The sequence below is a fragment of the Massilia alkalitolerans DSM 17462 genome, assembly GCF_000427785.1.
In the GTDB taxonomy this organism is placed as follows: domain Bacteria; phylum Pseudomonadota; class Gammaproteobacteria; order Burkholderiales; family Burkholderiaceae_D; genus Telluria; species Telluria alkalitolerans.
Genome location: NZ_ATYR01000002.1, coordinates 361,403 through 377,921, shown reverse-complemented (window position 1 = coordinate 377,921; position 16,519 = coordinate 361,403). Strand labels below are relative to the sequence as shown.

Annotated in this window: 16 protein-coding genes; 4 read left to right on the top strand and 12 right to left on the bottom strand. The window is 65.5% G+C overall.

Annotation, left to right across the window (positions count from 1 at the left end; all coding sequences use genetic code 11):
* Positions 1-49 precede the first annotated feature (49 nt).
* The 7 genes from YWC_RS0103630 to YWC_RS0103600 form a co-directional block, all read right to left on the bottom strand.
* On the bottom strand, positions 50-478 hold the full coding sequence (locus YWC_RS0103630) for a hypothetical protein (protein WP_027864155.1): 429 nt from the start codon (positions 476-478) through the stop codon (positions 50-52).
* A gap of 217 nt (positions 479-695) precedes the next feature.
* Entirely contained in the window at positions 696-1,487 is a 792-nt protein-coding gene (locus YWC_RS0103625) for a peptidylprolyl isomerase (RefSeq protein WP_027864154.1), read from the bottom strand.
* Positions 1,488-1,568: 81 nt separating this feature from the next.
* Positions 1,569-2,348, bottom strand: coding sequence for a peptidylprolyl isomerase (locus tag YWC_RS0103620; protein ID WP_027864153.1), 780 nt, complete (start codon positions 2,346-2,348; stop codon positions 1,569-1,571).
* A 148-nt stretch (positions 2,349-2,496) separates the two neighbouring features.
* Positions 2,497-2,775, bottom strand: coding sequence for a BolA family protein (locus tag YWC_RS0103615; protein ID WP_027864152.1), 279 nt, complete (start codon positions 2,773-2,775; stop codon positions 2,497-2,499).
* A complete protein-coding gene (locus YWC_RS0103610) occupies positions 2,765-3,406 on the bottom strand; it encodes a septation protein A (RefSeq protein ID WP_027864151.1) in 642 nt (213 codons plus the stop codon). Before YWC_RS0103610 ends, YWC_RS0103615 begins: the two co-directional genes overlap by 11 nt.
* Before the next feature lie 20 nt (positions 3,407-3,426).
* Positions 3,427-3,822 (bottom strand): peptide-methionine (R)-S-oxide reductase MsrB, encoded by a 396-nt coding sequence (gene msrB / locus YWC_RS0103605; protein WP_027864150.1) that lies wholly within the window; start codon positions 3,820-3,822, stop codon positions 3,427-3,429.
* Positions 3,823-3,857: 35 nt separating this feature from the next.
* The gene (locus YWC_RS0103600; protein ID WP_084416281.1) at positions 3,858-5,324 is read right to left on the bottom strand and encodes a protein adenylyltransferase SelO; all 1,467 of its coding nucleotides are present in this window, start codon (positions 5,322-5,324) and stop codon (positions 3,858-3,860) included.
* A gap of 189 nt (positions 5,325-5,513) precedes the next feature.
* On the opposite strand from YWC_RS0103600, the gene YWC_RS0103595 reads away from it, so the two are divergent.
* Positions 5,514-7,178 carry a 3-(methylthio)propionyl-CoA ligase gene (locus YWC_RS0103595; RefSeq protein WP_051306182.1) on the top strand — a complete coding sequence of 555 codons (1,665 nt, stop codon included), beginning with the start codon at positions 5,514-5,516 and terminating at the stop codon, positions 7,176-7,178.
* Positions 7,179-7,183: 5 nt separating this feature from the next.
* On the opposite strand, the gene YWC_RS0103590 is transcribed toward YWC_RS0103595, so the two are convergent.
* From YWC_RS0103590 to YWC_RS0103575, 4 genes are read right to left on the bottom strand one after another with little or no spacing between them, the layout of a single operon-like run.
* Complete coding sequence (locus tag YWC_RS0103590; protein ID WP_027864147.1) at positions 7,184-8,179, bottom strand: 2-hydroxyacid dehydrogenase; 996 nt, start codon at positions 8,177-8,179, stop codon at positions 7,184-7,186.
* A gap of 20 nt (positions 8,180-8,199) precedes the next feature.
* Positions 8,200-10,035 carry a putative bifunctional diguanylate cyclase/phosphodiesterase gene (locus tag YWC_RS28140; RefSeq protein ID WP_051306181.1) on the bottom strand — a complete coding sequence of 612 codons (1,836 nt, stop codon included), beginning with the start codon at positions 10,033-10,035 and terminating at the stop codon, positions 8,200-8,202.
* Positions 10,013-10,639, bottom strand: coding sequence for an MEDS domain-containing protein (locus YWC_RS28135; RefSeq protein WP_051306180.1), 627 nt, complete (start codon positions 10,637-10,639; stop codon positions 10,013-10,015). Before YWC_RS28135 ends, YWC_RS28140 begins: the two co-directional genes overlap by 23 nt.
* 59 nt (positions 10,640-10,698) lie before the next feature.
* On the bottom strand, positions 10,699-11,400 hold the full coding sequence (locus YWC_RS0103575) for a hypothetical protein (RefSeq protein ID WP_027864146.1): 702 nt from the start codon (positions 11,398-11,400) through the stop codon (positions 10,699-10,701).
* 144 nt (positions 11,401-11,544) lie between these two features.
* Here YWC_RS0103575 and YWC_RS0103570 point away from each other — a divergent pair, with 144 nt between their 5' ends.
* From YWC_RS0103570 to YWC_RS0103560, 3 genes are all read left to right on the top strand, one after another.
* Positions 11,545-13,647: a 3-hydroxyacyl-CoA dehydrogenase NAD-binding domain-containing protein gene (locus YWC_RS0103570; RefSeq protein WP_027864145.1), complete on the top strand. Its 2,103-nt coding sequence runs from the start codon at positions 11,545-11,547 to the stop codon at positions 13,645-13,647.
* A gap of 5 nt (positions 13,648-13,652) precedes the next feature.
* Positions 13,653-14,189 carry a DUF2939 domain-containing protein gene (locus YWC_RS0103565; protein WP_027864144.1) on the top strand — a complete coding sequence of 179 codons (537 nt, stop codon included), beginning with the start codon at positions 13,653-13,655 and terminating at the stop codon, positions 14,187-14,189.
* A gap of 74 nt (positions 14,190-14,263) precedes the next feature.
* Entirely contained in the window at positions 14,264-14,512 is a 249-nt protein-coding gene (locus YWC_RS0103560; protein WP_027864143.1) for a hypothetical protein, read from the top strand.
* A gap of 66 nt (positions 14,513-14,578) precedes the next feature.
* On the opposite strand, the gene YWC_RS0103555 is transcribed toward YWC_RS0103560, so the two are convergent.
* Positions 14,579-16,279: an MFS transporter gene (locus tag YWC_RS0103555; RefSeq protein WP_027864142.1), complete on the bottom strand. Its 1,701-nt coding sequence runs from the start codon at positions 16,277-16,279 to the stop codon at positions 14,579-14,581.
* Positions 16,280-16,519 lie beyond the last annotated feature (240 nt).

The following is a 16,519-nucleotide window of genomic DNA, read 5'->3' as shown; positions in this document are numbered from 1 at the left end:
AGAGAAAAAACAGGCGCAATGGAGGAAGCGCCCGGTGCAGTTCGCGGCGCTAGTTGCGGTCGGTGCCGGCTGAGCCGCTCATGTTGCCATCCGCATTGCTGGCGGCATCGTCAGGAAGCCCGCCAGCCGCGCCGCCCGTGGCTTGTGCTTTCCTGCTGGCCTCGATGCCGCCGATGGTGCCTGGCGCGGGGGCGGTGGCGCTGCCGGCGCCGCTGAGCGGCCGTCCTGGTGCATTGACGTTGCTCTCGGCCGGCGCCTCGACGATCCCGCCACCGTGGCCAGCCGCATTCGGCGTGTAGTGACCTGCATTCGATTGGTCGGCGCCCGTACCGCTGCCCGGCGGTGGCACCTGGTAGCGCCACACCGCCTCGGTGGACTGGTCGGCGCCGGCGCCGGCTGGCAAGCCGGTGGTCTCGGCCGGGCCTTCGCGGCCACCGTCGAGTGCTGCTCCATGCTGGGTGCGTTGTTCGGTGCTCATGCTGGTCTCCTGTTCGGTTGTCCTTGCTAGCGATCTTAGCCAACCGTGCAGGATCCTGAATAGGCGCACACTCCGCGCGGCCGTAGGAGGGTTCCGAAGCGCGCGCTTGGTCATTCCATACGTAAAAATATGGGGCGTCACGACGAGATCGAGCTGGGCAAGCGGGCAATAAAAAAGCGCTCCCTCGGGAGCGCTTTTTAGTTCGGCAAGACCGTGCTTACTGGATCTTGGCCTTCTTGACCAGGCTTTCGCGGTACTGCGCCAGCTGGCGCTGCTGCAGCGATTCCGCGACCTGCTGCTTGACTTCGTCCAGGGCCGGGATCTTGGCCTGGCGCACGTCTTCCAGCTTGATCACGTGGAAGCCGTACTGGCTCTTGACCGGGGTGTCGGTGATGGCGCCTTTTTGCAGGGCAACCATGGCCTTCGAGAACTCAGGCACGTAGTTGGCCGGGCTTGCCCAGTCCAGGTCGCCGCCGTTGGCAGCCGAGCCGTCCTTCGAATGCTGCTTGGCCAGGTCTTCGAACTTGGAGCCGCTCTTGAGCTTGGTGATGATCGACTTCGCTTCGTCTTCGGTCGGGACCAGGATGTGGCGTGCGTGGTATTCCTTGTCGCCCACCTGTGCCTTGTACTTGTCGTACTCGGCCTTGATCTCGGCATCCTTGATCGGGTTCTTCTTGACGTAGTCGGCCAGCATCGCGTTGATGATGATGCTCTGGCGGGCATTGTCGATGGCTGCCTTGACGTCGGCGCGGCCGCCGATGCCTTGCTTGTCGGCTTCCTGGATCAGGACTTCGCGGCCGATCAGGTCTTTCTTGATGGCGTCGCGCAGCTGTGGCGAATCGGTGGCGCGGCCTTGTGCGACCACTTGCTTGACCAGCTGGTCAACCTTTGCCGCCGGGATGGGCTTGCCATTGACGGTGGCGACGTTCTGCGCAATAGCAGGCGCGGCGATCATCGCGGCCGTGGCCAAGCTGATTGCCAAAGTCAGGCGGGCTGGCTTCAAAATCATTGTTAAGGTCCTATCTAAACACGAAAAAGTTCGCCGCGGGCGGCAAGAACCGGTGCCTGGCGGCACCGGCGGTAGTACATCTTACTGCACCTTTGCCTTTTTGACCATTTGGTCACGGAAGTCAGCCAGCTTTTTCTGCGCCAGGGCGTCCTGAATCTGCGGCTTGACTTCTTCCAGCGACGGCAGCTTGGCGGCACGGGTATCGTCCAGCTTGATGACGTGGAAACCGTTGGCGGTCTTCACCGGCTTGTCGGTGACGCCGCCTTTCTGCAGGCCGGTGAAGCCGGCAGCGAATTCAGGCGGGAACGAGGACGGGGTAGCCCAGTCCAGGTCGCCGCCGTTGTTGGCGGTGCCGGTGTCCTTCGACTGCTTGGCCAGTTCCTCGAACTTGCTGCCGGCCTTGATCTTGGCGATCACGGCGTTGGCGTCGGCTTCGGTATCGAGCAGGATGTGGCGCACGTGGTATTCCTTGTCGCCGGTCTGCGCCTTGAAGCGGTCGTACTCGGCCTTGATTTCGGCGTCGGTGACCGGGTTCTTCTGGATGTAGTCGCGGGCCAGCTGGTTCACGACGATGGCCTGGCGCGCGTTGTCGAGGGCGGCGCGCACTTCCGGCTTCTTGTCGTAGCCCTGCTTGATGGCTTCCTGCATCAGCACTTCGCGGGCGATCATCTCTTCCTTGATGGCCAGGCGCGTTTGCGGATTGTCCTGGGCCTGGCCGGCGGCGACCAGCTGCTTGACTGCTTCCTCGACGCGCGAGGTCGGGATGGCTTTGCCGTTGACGACGGCGAGGTTCTGGGCGAAAGCTGGTGCTGCGGACACGGCGATCAGAGCTAACAGCAGGCGTGCTGGCTTAAAAGTCATTTCTGGAATTCCTGTGGGAGGGGTGCTTGGACGAGATTTTGATTAGTTCTTGTACTTCAAGTTCTGGTACTTAGCGTTACAGATTGTCGGCCACTATTCTTAAAGTAGACTGAAGATGAGCAGGGCGGCAGGCCAGCGGCGCCAGCCATCAAGCCGGCTCCGACGGTGCGAGGGCCGTGATGGCCAGTGCATGGATTTCCGCCTTGTTGATCATTTCGTGAACGGCATCATACACAAGACGATGGCGCATGACTAGCGTGAGGCCCTGGAACTTATCCGATACGATTTTCACGCTGTAATGGCTGCCGCCCGAGGCGGCGCCGGCGTGGCCGGCGTGCAGGTGCGAGTCGTCGGTGATTTCCAGCACGGTTGGATTGAGTTCTGCCTGCAGGCGCTCGCGCAGGCGTTCGGTACGGTTAGCTTCCATTTTGAGCATCCTCCTGGATATGTTTGGAGAGGAACAGCGATTGGATGATGATAAAGGCGAACAGGATGCCGCTGATGCCGAACAGCTTGAAACTGACCCAGGCGCCGGTATCGCTACGGAAGACCACGAAAGCCATCAGCAGGTTCAGCAGGCCCAGCCCGATGAAGAAGGCGATCCATGCATACAGGACGCGGGTCCAGACCGCGTCCGGCAGGTTCATCGCGCCCCCGAGCGCCGAGCGCATCAGGTTCTTACGGTATATCAGTTGCGCCAGCAGCAGGGCGACGCCGAAGGCCCAGTACAGGATGGTCGGCTTCCACTTGATGAAGGTGTCGTCGTGGAAGTAGATGGTGGCGCCGCCGGCCACCACCACCACGCCCAGCGACAGCCACAGCATGCCGTCGACCTTGCGGCGGCGCGCCAGCAGGTAGACGATCTGCAGCACCGTGGCGACGATCGTGACCGCCGTCGCCAGCAGGATCGGCGACTGCGCGGCCGGCACCGCGCCGCCCGAGATCAGGAAACCAAGGTGCTCGGTGACGAGCCCGTGGGCCCATTCCTGGTTGTTTTCCCCATATTTGTAGATGCCGAAGAACAGGATCACCGGCAGCATGTCGAACAGGAACTTAATCATTGAGTTCTCCGCCTTCCTCAGAGGGGCTCGAAGCGCATGGCCGCCGAGTTGATGCAGTAGCGCAGGCCGGTGGGCGGCGGACCGTCCGGGAACACGTGCCCGAGGTGGGCGTCGCAGATGGCGCAGATGATCTCGGTACGCAGCATGCCGTGGCTGCGGTCGACCTTCTCGATGACATTATCCGGGTCGAGCGCCTTGAAATAGCTCGGCCAGCCGCAGCCGGAGTCGAACTTGGCGTCGGATTCGAACAGCGGGGTATCGCAGCAGACGCAGTGGTAGATGCCGTGCTCGTGGTGGTCCCAGTACTTGCCCGTGAAGGCGCGCTCGGTGGCGGCGTGGCGGGTCACCTGGTATTGCATCGGGTCCAGCTGGGCGCGCCACTCGGCGTCGCTCTTGGTCACTTTGTCGTTCATGACGGTTCCTTCTTGAGTCTCTTGTTTCTGGTGGTTCAGGACGAGCAGCTCACCTCGAGGTGGGCTGCCCAATCGGGCGGCAGGGCCGCATACGATTCGTTCTCCGGCTGCTCGTCGAAGGGGCGCTCCAGGACGGCGAGCAGCTTGTGCACGCCGCTGAAATCGCCGTTCTGGGCCTGTTCGATCGCGGTCTGGGCCAGGTAGTTGCGCAGCACGTACTTCGGGTTGGTACGGTGCATCGCGGCGCGGCGCAGTTCGTCGCTGCTGTCTTCGAGTCGCAGGCGGGCGCGGTACCGGCCGGCCCAGGCGTCGAAGGCTTCGCGGTCGATGAACAGGTCGCGCACGGGCGCATCCTGTTCCACGCCACCCTCGCGTTGCAAGTCACCCAGGCGGCGGAAGAACAGCGTGAAGTCGGCGTGATTCGCCTGCAGCAGCTTGAACATGTCGTCGAACAGGGCGCTGTCTTCGTCGCGTGCGTCGAACAGGCCGAGCTTGGCATGCAGCAGTTCGTCCAGCCTGGCGCCGAAGGCGGGGCGGTAGACGTCCAGCGCTTCCTCGGTGTCCTCCGGGGTGCCGATCAGCGGCAGCAGGGCATTGCCGAGCGCGTAGCAGTTCCAGTGCCCCACCGGCACCTGGTTGGCATAGGAATAGCGCCCGCCCTGGTCGGTATGGTTGCAGATGTGGTTGGCGTCGAAGGCTTCCATGAAGCCGAAGGGCCCGTAGTCGAGCGTCAGGCCAAGGATCGACATATTGTCGGTGTTCATCACGCCATGCATGAAGCCGACCGCCTGCCAGCCGGCGATCATGTGGGCCGTGCGGCGCGTGACTTCGGCCAGCAGTTCCTTGTAGGGATTGGCGGCGCCAAGGAATTCCGGATACCAGTTCTTGATGACGTAGTCGGCCAGGATCCTCAACTCGTCTTGTTTACCACGGTAATGCCAGTGCTCGAAGGAACCGAAACGCACGAAAGTCGGCGCCATCCGCGTCACCACAGCGGCGGTCTCGACGGTTTCGCGCATGACGCGCTGGTGCGAACCGGTCAGCATCAGGGCACGAGTGGTCGGAATGCCCAGCGCCGCCATGGCTTCCGAGCACAGGAATTCGCGGATCGAGGAGCGCAGCACCGCGCGGCCGTCGCCCATGCGCGAATAGGGCGTCAGGCCGGCGCCCTTGAGCTGCACTTCCATAGTGCCGTTCGGGCCCGGCAGGTCGCCCAGCGTGATCGCGCGTCCGTCGCCGAGCTGGCCGGCCCAGACGCCGAACTGGTGGCCCGAATAGACCGCTGACAGCGGCTGGGAACGCACCGCCACCTTGTTGCCGGTAAAAACGTCGACGAAATCGTCCCCGGCAAGCGCCTGCGGGTCGAGCCCTACCTGCGCCGCCGCGGGTGCACTGGCAGCGATGAAATAGGGCGCCGGCAAGGGCGTCGGCATCAGCCGGGTATGGAAGGCCGGCGGCAACTCGGCAAACGAGTTGTTGAAGGGGAGTTCGTCAGCAGTGATGGCAGCTCCTTCGGTAGGCGGTCGGCACGCTTATGCGTGTGGTATTGGCAGGATTCTACCGTACCGGGCCGATTCCATCGGCGCACGGCTGCATCCGGCCATGCTGCGGCGCGCAATCGAATTGCATTGACGTCAGCGCAACTGGGAGTTGAAACTCGAAATTTGTTGTACTAAGTACATGGAGACCTGATGAACGCTGCTGTGAACGCTTACCCGGCCAGTCCCCTGATAGGGCAGATGATGGACCAGCCGCTGCTGGTCTCGAACATTATCGAGTTCGCCGCCCGCCATTACGGCGCGAGCGAGGTCGTCTCGCGCCGGGTCGAGGGCGACATCCACCGCACCACCTACCGCGAGCTGGAGGCGCGGGCGCGCCGCATGGCCCAGGCCTTGCTGCGGCTCGGCGTGGGCATGGGCGACCGGGTCGCCACGCTGGCCTGGAACGGCTACCGCCACATGGAGCTGTACTACGCGGTGTCGGGTTCGGGCGCGGTCCTGCATACGATCAACCCGCGCCTGCATCCGGAGCAGATCGCCTACATCATCAACCATGCCGAGGGCCAGTACCTGTTCTTCGACCTGACTTTCCTGCCGGCGATCGAGGCGATGGCGCGCCACTGCAAGACCATCAAGGGCTATGTGGCCATGTGCGGGCGCGAGCACATGCCGCAGGAGACCGACATCCCGATGCTGCTGTGCTACGAGGACCTGGTCGACTCCGCCTCCGGCGAGTATGCCTGGCCGCAGTTCGACGAGCGTTCGGCCGCCAGCCTGTGCTACACCTCGGGCACGACCGGCAATCCGAAGGGCGCGCTGTACTCGCATCGCTCGACCGTGCTGCACGCGTATGCGTCCGCCATGCCCAACGCGCTCAACGTGTCCGCCCGCGATACCGTGCTGCCGGTGGTGCCGATGTTCCATGTGAACGCCTGGGGCCTGCCGTATTCGGTGCCGCTGTCGGGGGCGAAGATGGTGTTCCCAGGACCGGCCCTGGACGGCAAGTCGCTGTACGAGCTGTTCGAGGCCGAAGGCGTCACGTTCTCGGCCGGCGTGCCCACCGTCTGGCTCGGCCTGGTCAATCACGTGCTGCAGAACGACCTGCGCTTTTCCACCTTCCGGCGCACCGTGATCGGCGGCTCGGCCTGCCCGCCGGCCATGATGGACCTGCTCATCGACAAACTGGGCGTCGAGGTGGTGCACGCCTGGGGCATGACCGAGATGTCGCCGCTCGGCACCGCCTGCACCCTGCTGGGCAAGCACCTGGCGCTGCCGGACGAGGCCCGGCGCGCCGTGCTGCGCAAGCAGGGGCACGCCATCTACGGCGTCGACATGAAGATCGTCGACGACGACGGCAGCGAGCTGCCCTGGGACGGCGCCACCTACGGCCACCTGCTGGTGAAGGGGCCCTGGGTGGTGTCGGGCTACTTCCGCGGCGAGGGCGGGGACGTCCTGCAGGATGGCTGGTTCCCGACCGGCGACGTGGCCACCATCGATCCGGACGGATACCTGGCGATCACCGACCGCAGCAAGGACGTGATCAAGTCGGGCGGCGAGTGGATCGGCTCGATCGACCTGGAAAACATCGCCATGGCGCACCCGGCGGTGCTGCAGGCCGCCTGCATCGGCGTCGCGCACCCGAAGTGGGCCGAGCGCCCCTTGCTGGTGGTGGTCAAGCGTCCCGGCGCTTCAGTTTCGCGCGAGGAGTTGCTGGCCTGCTTCGAGGGCAAGGTGGCCAAGTGGTGGATCCCGGACGACGTGGTCTTTACCGAGGCGCTGCCGGTCGGCGGCACCGGCAAGATCCAGAAGAACAAGCTGCGCGACATCTACCAGGAGCACCGGCTGCCGACCGCCTGACGCCGTCAGGCCGGCGGCACCCGGTTGACCAGGGCTTCGCCGCGCTCAAAGGCGCTGATGCTGTCGATTGTGGTCTGCATGATCTGGCCGATCGCTTCCACCGTGAAGAAGGCCTGGTGGCCGGTGACGATCACGTTCGGGAAGGAGACCAGGCGCTGGATCACGTCGTCGCAGATGATGGTCGAGGACAGGTCCTGGAAGAACAAATTCGCTTCCTGTTCGTAGACGTCGATCGCCAGGCCGCCGAGCTGTCCGCTCTTGAGCGCCGCGATGGCGGCTTCGGTGTCGACCAGGCCGCCCCGGCTGGTGTTGACCAGGATGCTGCCGCGCTTGAGCCGCGCCAGGTTGTGCGCATTGATGATGTAGCGCGTCGCCTCCGTCAGCGGGCAGTGCAGCGACACCGCGTCGCTGCGCGCGAGCAGCTCGTCGACCGCGACGTAGCTGCCGCCGGCCTCCTCGAAGCCCCGGCTCGGGTAGGGATCGTGGCCGAGGATGGTGCAGCCGAAACCGGCCATGATGCGGGCGAAGATCACGCCGATCTTGCCGGTGCCGATGACGCCGATGGTCTTGCCGTGCAGGTCGAAGCCCATCAGGCCCTCGAGGTCGAAATTGCCGTCGCGGGTGCGGGCGCTGGCGCGCGCGATCTTCCGGTTCACGCCCAGCAGCAGGCCTACCGCGAATTCCGCGACCGAATGGGGCGAATAGTCGGTGACGCGCACCACCTCGATGCCCAGCTGCGTAGCCGCCGCCACGTCGATCTGGTTGTAGCCGGTGGAGCGGGTCGCCACCAGCCGCGTGCCTTGCCGGGCGAGCGCGGCCAGCACCTGGGCGTCGACGCTGTCGTTGACGAACACGCAGACCGCCTCGCAGCCTTCGGCCAGGCTGGCGCTCGCCAGGGTCAGGCGGTCTTCGAAAAAGCGCAGCTCGTGGCCGGCATCCTGGTTGGCGCGTGCCAGCAGGGTCTTGTCGTAGCGGCGCGCGCTGAATACGGCGGTCTTCATCGGATGGTTCCTCCCCTGGTTCAGGCCTGGCGGGTATCCCAGCCCGGCGGATCGCCCTTGCGGTACAGGGCTTCGAGTTCCTCGGCCGGCAGGGGGCGCGACAACAGATAGCCCTGGATCTCGTCGCAACCGTGCTGCCGCAGGAAGCAGGCCTGTCCGGGCGTTTCCACGCCCTCGGCGTTGACCTTCATGCCGAGCGTGCGGGCGAAGGAGATCACGGCCAGCGCCACCGCCGCGGCGCTCTGGTCGCCCTCGATTTCCTTCACAAAGGAACGGTCGATCTTCAGCTTGTCGACCCGGAAGTAGCGCAGCGCGCTCAGGCTCGAGTAGCCGGTGCCGAAATCGTCGATCGAGGTGCGCACGCCCAAGGCCTTCAGCTCTTGCATCAGCGTCGATGCGTACTCGAGGTCGTGCATGATCGAGCTTTCGGTGATTTCCAGCTCCAGGCAGCTGGGATCCAGCTTGGTGTCGCGCAGCACGGCGTCCACCACCTCGACGATGCGGCGGTCGCGCAGCTGCCGGGCGGCGACGTTGACCGCCACCGACTTGCCCGGCAGGCCGGCCCGGTGCCACGCGGCGGCCTGGCGGCAGGCCTGCTCCAGCACGTGCTCGCCGAGGGCCACGATCAGGGACGACTCTTCGGCCAGCGGAATGAAATCCCCAGGCGGCAGCAGGCCGCGCTTCGGGTGCTGCCAGCGCACCAGGGCTTCGACGCCGCGCCAGGCGCCGGTGTGCAGGTCGAGCTTGGGCTGGTAGTGCAGCACCAGCTGCCCGTGGGGAATCGCTTCGCGCAGCTCGGCTTCGCGTTCCATGCGCTCGGCGACCGCGGCGTCGCGCGTGCTGGCGTAGAACTGCATGCCGTCCTTGCCGGAGCGCTTGGCCCGATGCATGGCCGAGTTGGCGCGGCGCAGCAGCAGCTCCGGGTCTTCGCCGTCGAACGGGTAGACGCTGGCGCCGATGCTGCCCGTGACCACCAGCTCCTTGTCGTCCAGCCGCAGCGGCGCGCGCACGGCGGCCAGCATCTCGTGCAGCCAGTGGCTGCTGCGCTCGACGTGGTCGAGTCCGGCCAGCAGGATCACGAATTCGTCCGAGCCGATCCGGGCCACGGCCTCGCAGTCGGGCACCACCCGGCACAGCCGCTGGGCAGTCTCGCGCAGGAAGGCATCGCCGCAAGCATTGCCCAGGCCGGTATTCATGAAACTGAAGCTGTCGAGGTCGAGGTAGACCACCACGACCACGTGCCCGTCGCGGCGCGCGTGCGAAATGGCGGTGTGCAGGCGGTCGAGCAGGAGCGGCCGGTTGGCCAGCCCGGTGAGCAGGTCGTGGGTGGCGCGGTATTCGAGTTCGCGGGTGCGCTCGGCGACCCGCAGTTCGAGGCTGTCGCGCGCCTGGCGCAATTCCTCGTTGAGCCGGACCAGTTGCGCCTCGTACAGGCGTGACGCGAGCACCCGGCTGATCGTGCTGGAGATATTGCTGAGAAAGTCGCGGTAGGGGCGCAGGGCCGCTTCATCCGCAATCTGCACCACCAGGCAGCCAAAATGCTGCTCGGGAGTGCGGATGGGAAAGCAATGCCCCTCGTGGCCGATGTTGCGCTGCAGGTTGCCGGCGGGAGCCGGACCGGCGCCGCCCTTGCAGCATCCGAGCAGGGCCGCGATGGCCGCGGTCGGCGGCGTCGTGCGCCCCTCGAGGTGGACGTGGGCATCGGCGATGCCTGGCACGCCCGAGAGTGCGCGCCGGACGAAGCCGTCCAGGCGGGCGTCGTCGGGCAGGGCATCGATGGCCTGCTGGATCACCAGCAGGCGTCCGAGGACGGCCGCGCTGGGCTCGCCGTTGTCATGCCCCGGGGTGGTGTCCATGCCTGGCGGGCGGATGCTGGTAAAAAGGATTGCGCAGGATGTGGCCGCCGACGATCAGGATCGGATGGACGCTCATGACATCGAACATGGTGGCGCCGTCGAACTGGCGCAGGTCGTACTGGCACATCACCGTCACCGGCGCTTCCAGGACCAGGTCATTGATGCGCGACTCGCACTCGATGATCCGGTCGGCGCCGGGAATGCCGCGCAAGGCCCAGGTCATCTCGCCGGCGAAGCGGGCGCCGGACTGGCCGGCGGCGATGCACTGGTCATACGCGGCGCGCAGGCGCGCCAGCATTGCGTCCGGATCGAAGCGGCCGTCCGGATAATAGCCTTCGCTCGTGGTCGCGATGTCGATGCGGCCAGGCAGGCCGCGCCCGGCGCTCGCCAGGTCGAGTTCCTCCATGACGCGCGGCAATCCAGCGGCGTCGGGAACGTCCGCCACGTAGTTGAAGCATTCATGGTCGAGCAGCGCATGACGTGCGAACAGCGGCAGGATGCGGCGCCGCTCCTCGTCGTCGTTGTAGAGGTAACAGATGTGGGTCCCTTCCGGGTAGCGCTCATCCGTGAAGCCAAGGCAGATGTGCCGTCGTTCTTCGCTCATGCGCAGCTCCAGTGTCCTGTCCGTACAGCATACACCGGCGCCGGAGATGAAGCTGCCCGTTAGGCGCGGCCCGGCAGGACGTGGCGGAAGGTGGGCTCGATGCCCAATGCATGCAGATGGCGCACGATGTCTTCCAGCGTCGCGTCCTTCAGCAGCAGACCGTCGGGTGGCGCCGCGAGCGGAGCCAGCGGGGGCGCGCCTTCGCGCGGCCGGTGCATGGCGGCCATCGCCTGCTCGAACTGCGCAGGAGTGATGCTTTCCAGTCCTTCCAGGAAAGCCAGCTGGGCCGCCACGGGCGGCGCGATGTCCAGCCCTTCCTCCCCGGCGAACGAGGCGCCCATGCCGGGATGGATGAAGGCCGCCCATTTGCCGGTCGCGCCGTGGAGGCAGGGCGGCAGCTCGACCGCGCTGCTGGCGTGCAGGGGCAGTTCCGGGAACCAGGCGGTGCGCAGCAGGGAGAGGAAGCGGCGCACATCGGCTACCGGCACGGGCTCGCGCAGCGACAGCCACAGGCGGAAGGCGTTCGCGCCGGTGACGCTCACCGCCGGGGCCGGGAAGCCCAGCTTCTCCTGCAGGGTATTGGCGACCTCGCACAGCTGGGCCCAGTGGCGGCTCTCGTCATCAGCCGCGCGCGGGAAGTCGATGACGATGGCGCGCGTCAGGCCGTCTTCCGAGACCAGCGGCGTGGCGGCCGGATGGTGGCCGGGTTCGAGGCCGGGCATGAGATAGAGCCGGACCAGTTGTGCGAGCAGTTTTTCCATGTATCGAATGATTCAGGAGCGAGAGGCGCGTATTCTGGCACATTCGGCGCCGCCCGAAAATAATACGAACGTTCTTTTAGTTGAGGTATAGTTAAAAAATTGCGCCAGGCTGGTGCCTGGGTACTGACAAGGAGAAGAAGAGACATGAGCGCCGACTACACCGTCCAGGGCAGCGTTGCCGTAGTGACCCTGAATAATCCGCCGGTCAACGGCCTGGGCCTGGAGACCCGGACCGCCGCGGTCGCGGCTATCGGGCGCGCCGAAGCCGACGCGGCCGTCAAGGCCATCGTCCTCACCGGCGCCGGCAAGGCCTTCTCGGGCGGCGCCGACATCCGCGAATTCAATTCGCCCAAGGCCCTGACCGAGCCGACCCTGCACAGCCTGATCCGCGTGGTGGAAAACTGCAGCAAGCCGGTGGTGGCCGCGATCCACAGCGTCTGCATGGGCGGCGGCCTGGAGCTGGCGCTGGGCTGCAACTACCGCGTCGCTTTGCCGGGCGCCCAGATCGCGCTGCCGGAAGTGAAGCTGGGCCTGCTGCCGGGCGCCGGCGGCACCCAGCGCCTGCCGCGCGTGCTGGGCCTGGAAATGGCCCTGAACATGGTGGTGTCGGGCACCCCGGTGGCGTCCGAAAAGCTGGCCGGCACGGCCTTGTTCGACGAGGTATTCCCGGCCGGGACCGAGCTGATCGGCGCGGCCGTGGCCTTCGCCGACAAGGTCGCGGACTTGCGCCGCGAAGGCGGACCTCCATTGCCGAAGGTGCGCGACCGCGCCGTCGATTATCCGAACCCCGACGCCTTCGTGCAGGCCGCGCGCGAGAAGGTCAAGGCGATGGCCGGGCCGTTCCCGGCGCCTTTGGCCTGCGTCGAGACTGTCGCCGCGTCCGTGAGCAAGCCGTTCGAGGAAGGCTTGAGCTTCGAGCGCGAGCGCTTCCTGCACCTGATGCAGACGCCGGAATCGAAGGCTCTGCGCCACGCCTTCATGGCCGAACGCGCGGCCAGCAAGGTGCCGGACGTGCCGTCGGACACGCCGCTGCGGAAAATCGAGCGCGCGGCCGTGGTCGGCGCCGGCACCATGGGCGGCGGCATCGCGATGAACTTCGCCAACGCTGGCATCCCGGTGACCATCCTCGAAACAAAGCAGGAAGCGCTGGACAAGGGCCTGGCGACCATCCGCAAGAACTACGAGAACACGGTCAGGAAGGGCAAGCTGACGCAGGAGAAGTGCGAGCAGAGGATAAGCCTGATCACCGGCAGCTTGTCCTATGCCGACATCGCCCAGGCCGACATCGTGATCGAAGCCGTGTTCGAAGACATGGGCGTGAAGGAATTGGTGTTCCGCCAGCTCGACGACGCCATGAAGCCGGGCGCGATCCTGGCCTCGAATACCTCGACCCTGGACCTGGACCGCATCGCCGCGTTCACCAGGCGCCCGCAGGACGTGATCGGCCTGCACTTCTTCAGCCCGGCCAACGTCATGAAGCTGCTGGAGATCGTGCGCGGCAGGGAAACCGGCAAGGACGTGCTGGCCACCTGCCTGGCGCTGTCCAAGAAGATCAAGAAGACGGGCGTGGTCTCGGGCGTGTGCGACGGCTTCATCGGCAACCGCATGCTGGAGCAGTACCTGCGCCAGGCTTACTTCCTGCTGGAGGAAGGCGCGCTGCCGGAACAGGTGGATGGCGCGATCGAGCGCTTTGGTTTCGCGATGGGACCGTTCCGCATGAGCGACCTGGCCGGCAACGACGTCGGCTGGTATATCCGCAAGCGCCGCGCCATCGAATCGCCGCACATCGCCTATTCGAAGACCGCCGACCTGCTGTGCGAGGGGGGACGCTTCGGCCAGAAGACCGGGGCCGGCTGGTACGACTACCAGGCGGGCGAGCGCAAGGCGATTCCGTCCCAGCTGGTCAACGACATGATCGTGCAGCATTCGCGCGAGCTGGGCCTGGAGCGGCGCGCGATCGACGACGCCGAGATCGTCGAGCGCCTGGTGTACGCTCTGGTCAACGAAGGCGCGAAGATCCTGGAAGAAGGCATCGCCCTGCGCGCCTCGGACATCGACATGGTCTACCTGAGCGGCTACGGCTTCCCGCTGCACCGGGGCGGCCCGATGTTCCATGCCGAGTCCGTCGGCTTGCCCAAAGTGCTGGAAGCAATCCGCCGGTATGCCCAGGGCCGCCATGGTGACGCCTGGAAGCCGGCGCCGCTGCTGGAGCGCTTGGTGGCCGACGGCAAGGGTTTCGGCGCTTGACCCGCATGAAGAAGAAAACAGTTCCGATCGTGGCGGCGGCCGTCGCCGCCGCGCTTGCCCTGGCCACCTGGGCCAGCCCGCACTGGCAGCTCTACCAGATGCGCGCCGCGGTCGAGGCGCGCGACGCCCAGGCCCTGTCGCGCTACGTCGACTTTCCGAAGCTGCGCGAGAGCGTCAAGGTCCAGGTCATGCGCCGCCTGGGCGCGCAGGGCGCATTGGAAGAATCGCGTTCCAACCCGTTCGCGGCTTTTGGCCGGAGGATGGCGCTGGCGGTGATCGACCCGGTCGTCGATGCCGCGGTCTCGCCGGAGGGCGTGGCGGCCATGCTGGAGGCCGGCGACATCCGCGTGCAGCCCAGGCCGGAAGCGCCGTCCCAGCCGCCCGGCGAAGCGCCGCGCGAAAGGCTCAACTACGACGTCTCCTACCGCAGCTGGAACCAGGTGCTGGTCGAGCGGGCCGACGGCGGCGGTGTGGCCTTCGTGCTGGACCGTCACGGGCTGTGGCGCTGGAAGCTGGCGGGCGTCGAACTGCGCGATGACTGAGCGTGAGGATTGGTGAGTTTATCCGCCGGCCTGGGTGTTAACATCGTTGCCGTTTCGACCGGATGGAGACGAGGATGACCGATGTGATGACGACGAGCCTGGGCCGCAAGTGGTGGTTCCCAGGTATCCTGGGTTTCCTGAGCGCGGTGCTGACCATGCCGCTGCTGCGAACGGCGGGGATGGGATCGCCGGAAAGCTGGGCGCAATGGGTGGTGTACTTCCTGTGCTTCTTTACGATCTGGCGCTGCCTGGGCTTTCTCGGCTGGCTGGCCGTCTTGCTGATCGCGCCGAAGAGCAAGCTGCTCGATCCAGTCAAGCGCTAGGCGGCCTGCGCCGTTAAAAAAAATGCCGCTGTCTCCAGCGGCATTTTTCATTCGACTGACGCTCCCTCAGTCATGGGCGTAGATGTCGTTATCCTTGGTCTCGCGGACGAACAGGCCACCGATCACGACGGTCGCCAGCGCGATGATGATCGGATACCAGAGGCCATAGTAGATGTCGCCCTTGAATGCCACCAGGGCGAAGGTCACGGTCGGCAGCATGCCGCCGAACCAGCCGTTGCCGATGTGGTAGGGCAGGGACATCGACGTATAGCGGATCCGGGTCGGGAACATCTCGACCAGCATCGCCGCGATCGGGCCGTACACCATGGTCACGTAGAGCACCAGGATGAACAGCAGCAGCACCAGCATCGGTTTGTTCATCTCGGCCGGGTCGGCCTTGGCCGGATAACCGGCGGTGGTGAGCGCGCCCGTCACCTGCTTCTTGAGCGCGTCCTCCTGGGCCTTCGAGGCGGCGTCGAAGTTCAGGTTATCTGGCGTCATGACCGCGTTGAAGGACTGGAAGGTGGTCTCGCCCACCTTCACCGCCGCCACCGTGCCGGCCGGCGCTTCCTGGATGTTGTAGCTCACCGAGGCGGCGGTCAGCATGCGGGTCGCGATGTCGCACGAGGACGGGAATTTCTTGGTGCCGGTCGGGTCCACCTGGAAGTGGCAGGTGGCCGGGTCGGCGACGACCACGACCGGTGCGGTCTGGATCGCGCGTTCGAGGGCCGGGTTGCCGTAGTGGGTGATCGCCTTGAAGATCGGGAAGTAGGTGGCGGCGGCGATGACGCAGCCGCCCAGGATGATCCACTTGCGGCCGATCTTGTCCGACAGCGCGCCGAAGAAGATGAAGAAGGGCGTGGCCAGGGCCAGCGCGATCATGATCAGGATGTTCGCGGTCGGCTCGTCGATCTTCAGGGTCTTGGTCAGGAAGAACAGGGCGTAGAACTGGCCGGTGTACCAGACCACGGCCTGGCCCATGGTCAGGCCGGCCAGGGCCAGGAAGGCGACCTTGGCGTTCTTCGGCTTCAGGAAGGCCTCCGACAGCGGCGCCTTCGAGGTCTTGCCTTCGGCCTTCATCTTGGCGAAGGCCGGCGACTCGTTCATCGACAGGCGGATCCACACCGAGATGCCGAGCAGGACGACCGAGATCAGGAAGGGAATGCGCCAGCCCCAGGCCTGGAACTCTTCTTCGCCCATGGCGGTGCGGGTGGTCAGGATCACGATCAGCGACAGGAACAGGCCGATCGTCGCGGTGGTCTGGATGTAGGCCGTGAACAGGCCGCGCTTGCCGTGCGGCGCGTGTTCGGCCACGTAGGTGGCGGCGCCGCCATACTCGCCGCCGAGCGCCAGGCCCTGCAAGATGCGCAGCGTCACCAGGATGATCGGGGCCGCGATGCCGATGCTGGCATGGCTCGGCAGCAGGCCGACCAGGAAGGTCGAGGCGCCCATGATCAGGATCGTCACCAGGAAGGTGTACTTGCGGCCGATCATGTCGCCCAGCCGGCCGAACACCAGCGCGCCGAAGGGGCGCACGATGAAGCCGGCAGCGAAGGCCATCAGGGCAAAGATGAAGGTGGTGGTGGGGTCGCCGATGAAGAACTGCTTGGCGATGATGGTAGCGAGCGAACCGTACAGGTAGAAGTCGTACCATTCGAATACCGTGCCGAGGGAAGAAGCGAAAATGACTTTCCGTTCTTCCTTGGTGATCCCGGCGGAGGAAGGTGCAGCTTTCCCTCCGGCGGTCATGCCGGGTGTGATTGCCATGTGTGTCTCCGTATAGGTTTTAGTGTCACCGGAAATGCTGATTGTTTGTCAGCTGTCGCGGAGTGTGTGCCGGTTTCCTTACACGATAATTACTCCAAACTTACACGGAGCTTACAGTCGAGCTGTGCAATTGCAGCAACTCGGCAGTGATACGTGTCTTTACGCTCTAGGGATCGGCATGCTGCGGCGCGCAATGTGACTTGCCAAAATATTTACGAACGACCGTACTTCTTAGTATGC